The sequence below is a fragment of the Pseudoroseomonas cervicalis ATCC 49957 genome (assembly GCF_000164635.1).
GTDB classification, from domain to species: domain Bacteria; phylum Pseudomonadota; class Alphaproteobacteria; order Acetobacterales; family Acetobacteraceae; genus Pseudoroseomonas; species Pseudoroseomonas cervicalis.
This window is the reverse complement of record NZ_GG770777.1, coordinates 1,399,173-1,403,920: the sequence shown is the minus strand read 5'-3', so window position 1 is coordinate 1,403,920 and position 4,748 is coordinate 1,399,173. Positions and strand designations below refer to the sequence as shown.

The following is a 4,748-nucleotide window of genomic DNA, read 5'->3' as shown; positions in this document are numbered from 1 at the left end:
CGCCCGGCTGGTCGAGGCGATGGCGCCGCTGGAGCCGGGCGAGGCGCCGGACGCGGTGTGGTTCGGCGCGCTGGCCCGCGCCATGCGCCAGGCCTATGCGGAGCGGCTGGAGGGCCTCGGCGCCGCTTCCGCCGAAGCCACCCCGCCCGAGCCGTCGGAGACCTGCACCACGCATCTGACGGTGGTGGATGGCGACGGCATGATGGTGGCGATGACGACGACGCTGCTTTCCTCCATGGGCAGCCGGGTGGTGCTGCCGGGCAGCGGCGTGCTGATGAACAACGGCATGATGTGGTTCGACCCGCGCCCGGGCAGCGCCAATGCCATCCGCCCCGGCGCGCGGCCGCTCTGCAACATGTGCCCGGTCACCGTCTCGGACGGGTCGGGGCCGGTGATGGCGCTGGGCGCCTCGGGCGGGCGGCGCATCCTGGCCTCGGTCTACCAGATGCTGGCCTTCGCCCTGGATTTCGGCCTGTCGCCGGAGGCGGCGGCGCATCACCCGCGCATCGACGTCTCCGGCCCCGATGGCGCCAGCGCCGACCGGCGCCTGCCGCCCGATGTGCTGGCGGCGCTGGACGCGCAGGGCGGGCTCTCCGTGGTCGAGCATTCGGTGCTGCCGGTGAACTTCGCCTGCCCCAACCTGGTGCGGCGCGAGGCGGAGGGCTTCGCCGGCATCAGCGACGTGATGAGCCCCTGGTCCGCGGCGCTCGCCGCGCATTGAGGTCCCGCCGATGCCGCTGACCATGCCGGAGGAGATCCTGCTCCTCACTTTGGACGATGCGACGGGGCGGCCGGTCGGCCTGCCCGGCCCGGCGGCGGAGCTGGCGCTCGCCGGCGCCATGCTGATGGAGCTGTCGCTGGCCGGGCGCATCGACACCGATCCGGACCGGCTCTACCGCGTGGCGGCGGCGCCGCTCGGCGATGCGGTGCTGGACCCGCTGCTGGCGCGCATCGGCGCCACGGCCCCCGAGCGCCCCAGCCGCTGGTGGATCGAGAGCCTGATGCGCGAGGTGCCGAAGCTGCGCCCCGCCTGGCTGGAGCGGCTGGTGCAGCGCGGCGTGCTGCGGCGGGAGAAGGGGCGGGTGCTCTGGGTGCTGCCGGACCACCGCTACCCCAAGGAGGATGGCGGCACCACCGAGGCGGTGCGCGAGCGGCTGCGCCATGTGCTGCTGCAGGATGTCATCCCGGATGCGCGGGATGCCATGCTGGTCGGGCTGTGCCGCATCGCCGGCCTGGTGCCGCTGCTGCTGTCGGAGGCGGAGGCGGCGCGCGCCGCGGGCCGGGTCGAGCAGATCGCGGCGCTGGAGGAGATGGCGCGCGCGCTGTCGGCCGCCACGCGCGACCTCTACGCCGCGCGTGGCCTGCATTGAGGGGAGGGCGCCCGGTCCGGTGCGCCCTTCCTTTGCCTGTTACGGCCGGGCCGGGATGGTCAGGCCGCGCTGCACCGCCGGGCGGGCCAGCCCCGCCTCCAGCCAGCGCGGCACTTCCTTCAGCTTGCCGAACTCGACCAGCTCGCCGGCCTCGTAGAAGCCGTTGATGTTGCGCACCCAGCCGAGCAGCGAAATGTCGGCGATGCTGTAGTCGTCGCCCATGATCCAGGCGCGCCCTGCCAGCCGCGTCTCCAGCACGCCGAGCAGGCGCTTGGATTCATCGACATAACGGCGCAGCGGCCGCTTGTCCTCGATCTCGCGCCCGGCGAATTTGTGGAAATAGCCGAGCTGGCCGAACATCGGGCCGACCGCCGCCATCTGGAAGAACACCCACTGGATGGTCTCGATCCGCAGCGCCGGATCGGCCGGCAGCAGCCTGCCCGTCTTCTCCGCCAGGTAGAGCAGGATGGCGCCGGATTCGAACAGTCCGAGCGGCTTGCCGCCCGGCCCGTCCGGATCGATGATCGCCGGGATCTTGCCGTTCGGGTTCAGCGACAGGAATTCTGGCGTCCAGGTCTCGTTGCGGCCGATATCGATGGTGTGCGGCTCATAGGGCAGGCCCAGCTCCTCCAGCGCGATCGACACCTTCACCCCGTTCGGGGTGGGCAGCGAATAGAGCTGGATGCGGTCCGGGTGCCGCGCCGGCCAGCGCGCGGTGATCGGGAAATGCGAGAGATCGGCCATGCGGCCCTCCTTGGCCCCGGGCGGGGCGGATGTCGTCGGGGGAGAGGGTGGCGTCTCCCCCGCGCTCCTTCAACCCGCCGGGCGCAGCCGCGCCGGGTTGCCCAGCGCCGTGGCGCCCGCCGGCACGTCGCGGGTGACGACGCTGCCCGCGCCGATCAGCGCGTCATCGCCGATGGTGACGCCGGGCAGGATGATGGCGCCGGCGCCGATCCAGACATTGGCGCCGATCGTCACCGGGCGGCCATATTCCAGACCCTTGGCGCGCAGCGCCGGGTCGCGCGGATGGTCGGCGGTCAGGATCTGCACCGCCGGGCCGATCTGCGTGCGCGCGCCGATGCGCACCCGCACCACGTCCAGCACGATGCAGTTGAAGTTCATGAAGGCGCCGTCGCCGATCTCGATATTGTAGCCATAGTCGCAATGGAAGGGCGGGCGGATGTTCACGCCCTGGCCGACGCGGCCGAAGGCCTCGGCCAGCAGCGCGTGGCGCTGCTCCGGCGGCAGGGCGATGGACGCGTTGTAGCGGGCCATCCAGGCGGCGATGCGGCGGCTGTCCTCGGCCAGCTCCTCGCCTTCGGCGATGTAGAGGTCGCCGGCGAGCATGCGCTGCTTCTGGCTGCGCGGATCCATGGGGCGTTCCTTGTTGTCCGGCGCCGATCCTAGGCCGCGGCGCCGGCGCCGGCAGCCCGCCGCCCGGCCGGATCACCGCGGATTGAGCGCGAAGCTCAGGCGGTGGCGAGCAGCGCGACGCCGAGCGAGATCAGCCCGATCGCCGCCACCTTCTGCGGGCCCAGCGCCTCGCCGAACATGAAATGGCCGATCAGCGCGATGATGACGTAAGATGCGGCGGTGCAGGGCAGCGCCACGCTCATCGGGATCTTCCGCAGCGCCACGATGTAGAGCATCGCCGCGCCGCCATAGCAGCCGAGGCCGATGATGGTCTGCCAGCGGAAGAGCTGGGTGAGGAAGCTGCCCTCGCCCAGCGTGCCCGCCTTCAGCAGCACCTGGCCGACCAGCGAGGTGGTGATGGCGGCGGCAAGGACCAGCCAGTGCAGCATCAGGCGGCATCCCGGGCACGGATCACGTCGCGCACCACGCCCTGCGGCTTGCCATTGGCCGAGAGGAAGGCGCGGCCGAGATACTCGCCCATCACGCCGAGGACGAAGAACTGCGCGGCGGCGACCAGCAGCACCACCGTCATCACCGAGGCCCAGCCGGAGGGCGTGTCCTTGGTCAGCGCCTCGACGATGGTGAAGACGGCGCCCACCATGCCGAGCACCCCCATGCCGAGGCCCACGAACATGGCGAGCCGCAGCGGCAGCAGCGAGAAATTGGTGGCGAGGTTCAGCCACAGCCGGATCAGCCGGCGCAGCGTGTAGTTGCTGCGGCCCTGGGCGCGCGCCAGGTGCATCACCTCGATGCTGTCGATGCGCTGCGTCACCTGCAGGATGATGCCGTCGATATAGGGGTAGGGGCCGGAGTATTTCGTCACCTCCCGCACCACCAGCGCCGACATGCAGCGGAAGGAGGAGAGGTAGAGCCCCTTCGGCTTGTCCATCAGCTGGTCCGCCACCCAGTTGGCGAAGCGCGAGCCGAGATTGCGCCAGCCCTCATGCTCCTTCTTGGCGTAACGCGTGTAGACCACGTCCCAGCCGCCGAGCCGGGCATGGTCGTAGAGCTTGATGACCTCCTCGGGCGGGTTCTGCAGGTCGTCATCCATGGTGATGACATAGTCGCCGCGCGCATGGCGCAGCCCGCTCATGACCGCGTTGTGCTCGCCGAAATTGCGCGCATGCTCGACGAAGGTCAGCGGCACGCGGGCGGTGGCGGCGAGCTGGCGGCAGACCTCGCCGGAATTGTCCGGGCTGCCGTCATTGACCAGCACGATCTCGATGCCGCCCTCGGGCCGCAGCGCCGACAGCGCCTCGACCAGCATCCCCACCGTGTCGGCGCCGCGATAGACCGGCACGACGATGGACAGGCCGACGCGGCCCGGCGGGCGCGTGGCGTCGGTGGGCGCCGGGGCGGGGCTCAGGGAGGCGAGGGTCATGCGGCGCGGCCTTGCAGGCGGGAGGAGGGGGTGGAGGGGCGGCGCGCCGTCAGCAGCACCGAGCCGCCGGCCGGATAGCGCAGGCCGAGCCGGCTGAGCGCGGCCTCGGCCCCGGTCGCCGCGTAGAGCGTCGCATCCAGCCATGGCGGGAATGGGGCGACGTCGCTGGAATGATCCTCGCCGCGCGCCAGCACCTTGCGCTGCAGCACCATCAGCGGCAGCAGCAGCGCGTTCCAGTAGCGCGCCTCGACCGCCTCGAAGCCGGCCTGCCGCAGCAGGGCGGCCGCCTGGGGCGCGCTGTAGCGGCGCGCATTATGCACCCGCCGGTCATGCGCCGAGGCCAGCCAGGAAAAGGCCGGCAGGTTCAGCACCAGCAGCCCGCCGGGGGCCAGCACGCGGCGCATCTCGGCGAGGGCGGCCGCCTCGTCCACCGCGGCGTGGCACAGCACGTCCATGCTGGCGAGCGCGGCGAAGCTGGCATCGGCGAAGGGCAGGCGGGCGGCGTCGCCGGCGGCGATGGCGGCGCCCGACTTTCCCCGGGCGCGGGCGGCGGCGGCGGGGTTGTATTCCAGCCCGGCCAGGGC

Annotated in this window: 7 protein-coding genes; 2 read left to right on the top strand and 5 right to left on the bottom strand. The window is 72.0% G+C overall.

Translation table 11 applies throughout. The annotated features are described in order from the left end of the window. Positions 1-721: gamma-glutamyltransferase (locus tag HMPREF0731_RS06090; RefSeq protein WP_007003172.1), on the top strand; the 721-nt coding region annotated here is incomplete at its 5' end. A gap of 10 nt (positions 722-731) precedes the next feature. Continuing rightward, positions 732-1,370 (top strand): GOLPH3/VPS74 family protein, encoded by a 639-nt coding sequence (locus tag HMPREF0731_RS06085; protein ID WP_051014664.1) that lies wholly within the window; start codon positions 732-734, stop codon positions 1,368-1,370. A gap of 39 nt (positions 1,371-1,409) precedes the next feature. On the opposite strand, the gene HMPREF0731_RS06080 is transcribed toward HMPREF0731_RS06085, so the two are convergent. From HMPREF0731_RS06080 to HMPREF0731_RS06060, 5 genes are all read right to left on the bottom strand, one after another. Next, positions 1,410-2,114 (bottom strand): glutathione S-transferase N-terminal domain-containing protein, encoded by a 705-nt coding sequence (locus tag HMPREF0731_RS06080; RefSeq protein ID WP_007003171.1) that lies wholly within the window; start codon positions 2,112-2,114, stop codon positions 1,410-1,412. Positions 2,115-2,183: 69 nt separating this feature from the next. After that, positions 2,184-2,744, bottom strand: a complete 561-nt coding sequence (locus tag HMPREF0731_RS06075; protein WP_007003170.1) for a sugar O-acetyltransferase — start codon at positions 2,742-2,744, stop codon at positions 2,184-2,186. 95 nt (positions 2,745-2,839) lie between these two features. Next, positions 2,840-3,172 carry a DMT family transporter gene (locus HMPREF0731_RS06070; RefSeq protein ID WP_007003169.1) on the bottom strand — a complete coding sequence of 111 codons (333 nt, stop codon included), beginning with the start codon at positions 3,170-3,172 and terminating at the stop codon, positions 2,840-2,842. After that, the gene (locus tag HMPREF0731_RS06065; protein WP_007003168.1) at positions 3,172-4,164 is read right to left on the bottom strand and encodes a glycosyltransferase family 2 protein; all 993 of its coding nucleotides are present in this window, start codon (positions 4,162-4,164) and stop codon (positions 3,172-3,174) included. The genes HMPREF0731_RS06070 and HMPREF0731_RS06065 overlap by 1 nt, the downstream gene beginning before the upstream one ends. Next, on the bottom strand, positions 4,161-4,748 hold a 588-nt coding region (locus HMPREF0731_RS06060), incomplete at its 5' end, for a methyltransferase domain-containing protein (protein WP_007003167.1). The genes HMPREF0731_RS06060 and HMPREF0731_RS06065, both read right to left, overlap by 4 nt.

What these genes read in the sequence shown, in the direction of transcription:
- HMPREF0731_RS06085 (WP_051014664.1), top strand. Translation starts at nt 732, where the DNA reads ATGCCGCTGACCATGCCGGAGGAGATCCTGCTCCTCACTTTGGACGAT.
- HMPREF0731_RS06080 (WP_007003171.1), bottom strand. Translation starts at nt 2,114, where the DNA reads ATGGCCGATCTCTCGCATTTCCCGATCACCGCGCGCTGGCCGGCGCGG.
- HMPREF0731_RS06075 (WP_007003170.1), bottom strand. Translation starts at nt 2,744, where the DNA reads ATGGATCCGCGCAGCCAGAAGCAGCGCATGCTCGCCGGCGACCTCTAC.
- HMPREF0731_RS06070 (WP_007003169.1), bottom strand. Translation starts at nt 3,172, where the DNA reads ATGCTGCACTGGCTGGTCCTTGCCGCCGCCATCACCACCTCGCTGGTC.
- HMPREF0731_RS06065 (WP_007003168.1), bottom strand. Translation starts at nt 4,164, where the DNA reads ATGACCCTCGCCTCCCTGAGCCCCGCCCCGGCGCCCACCGACGCCACG.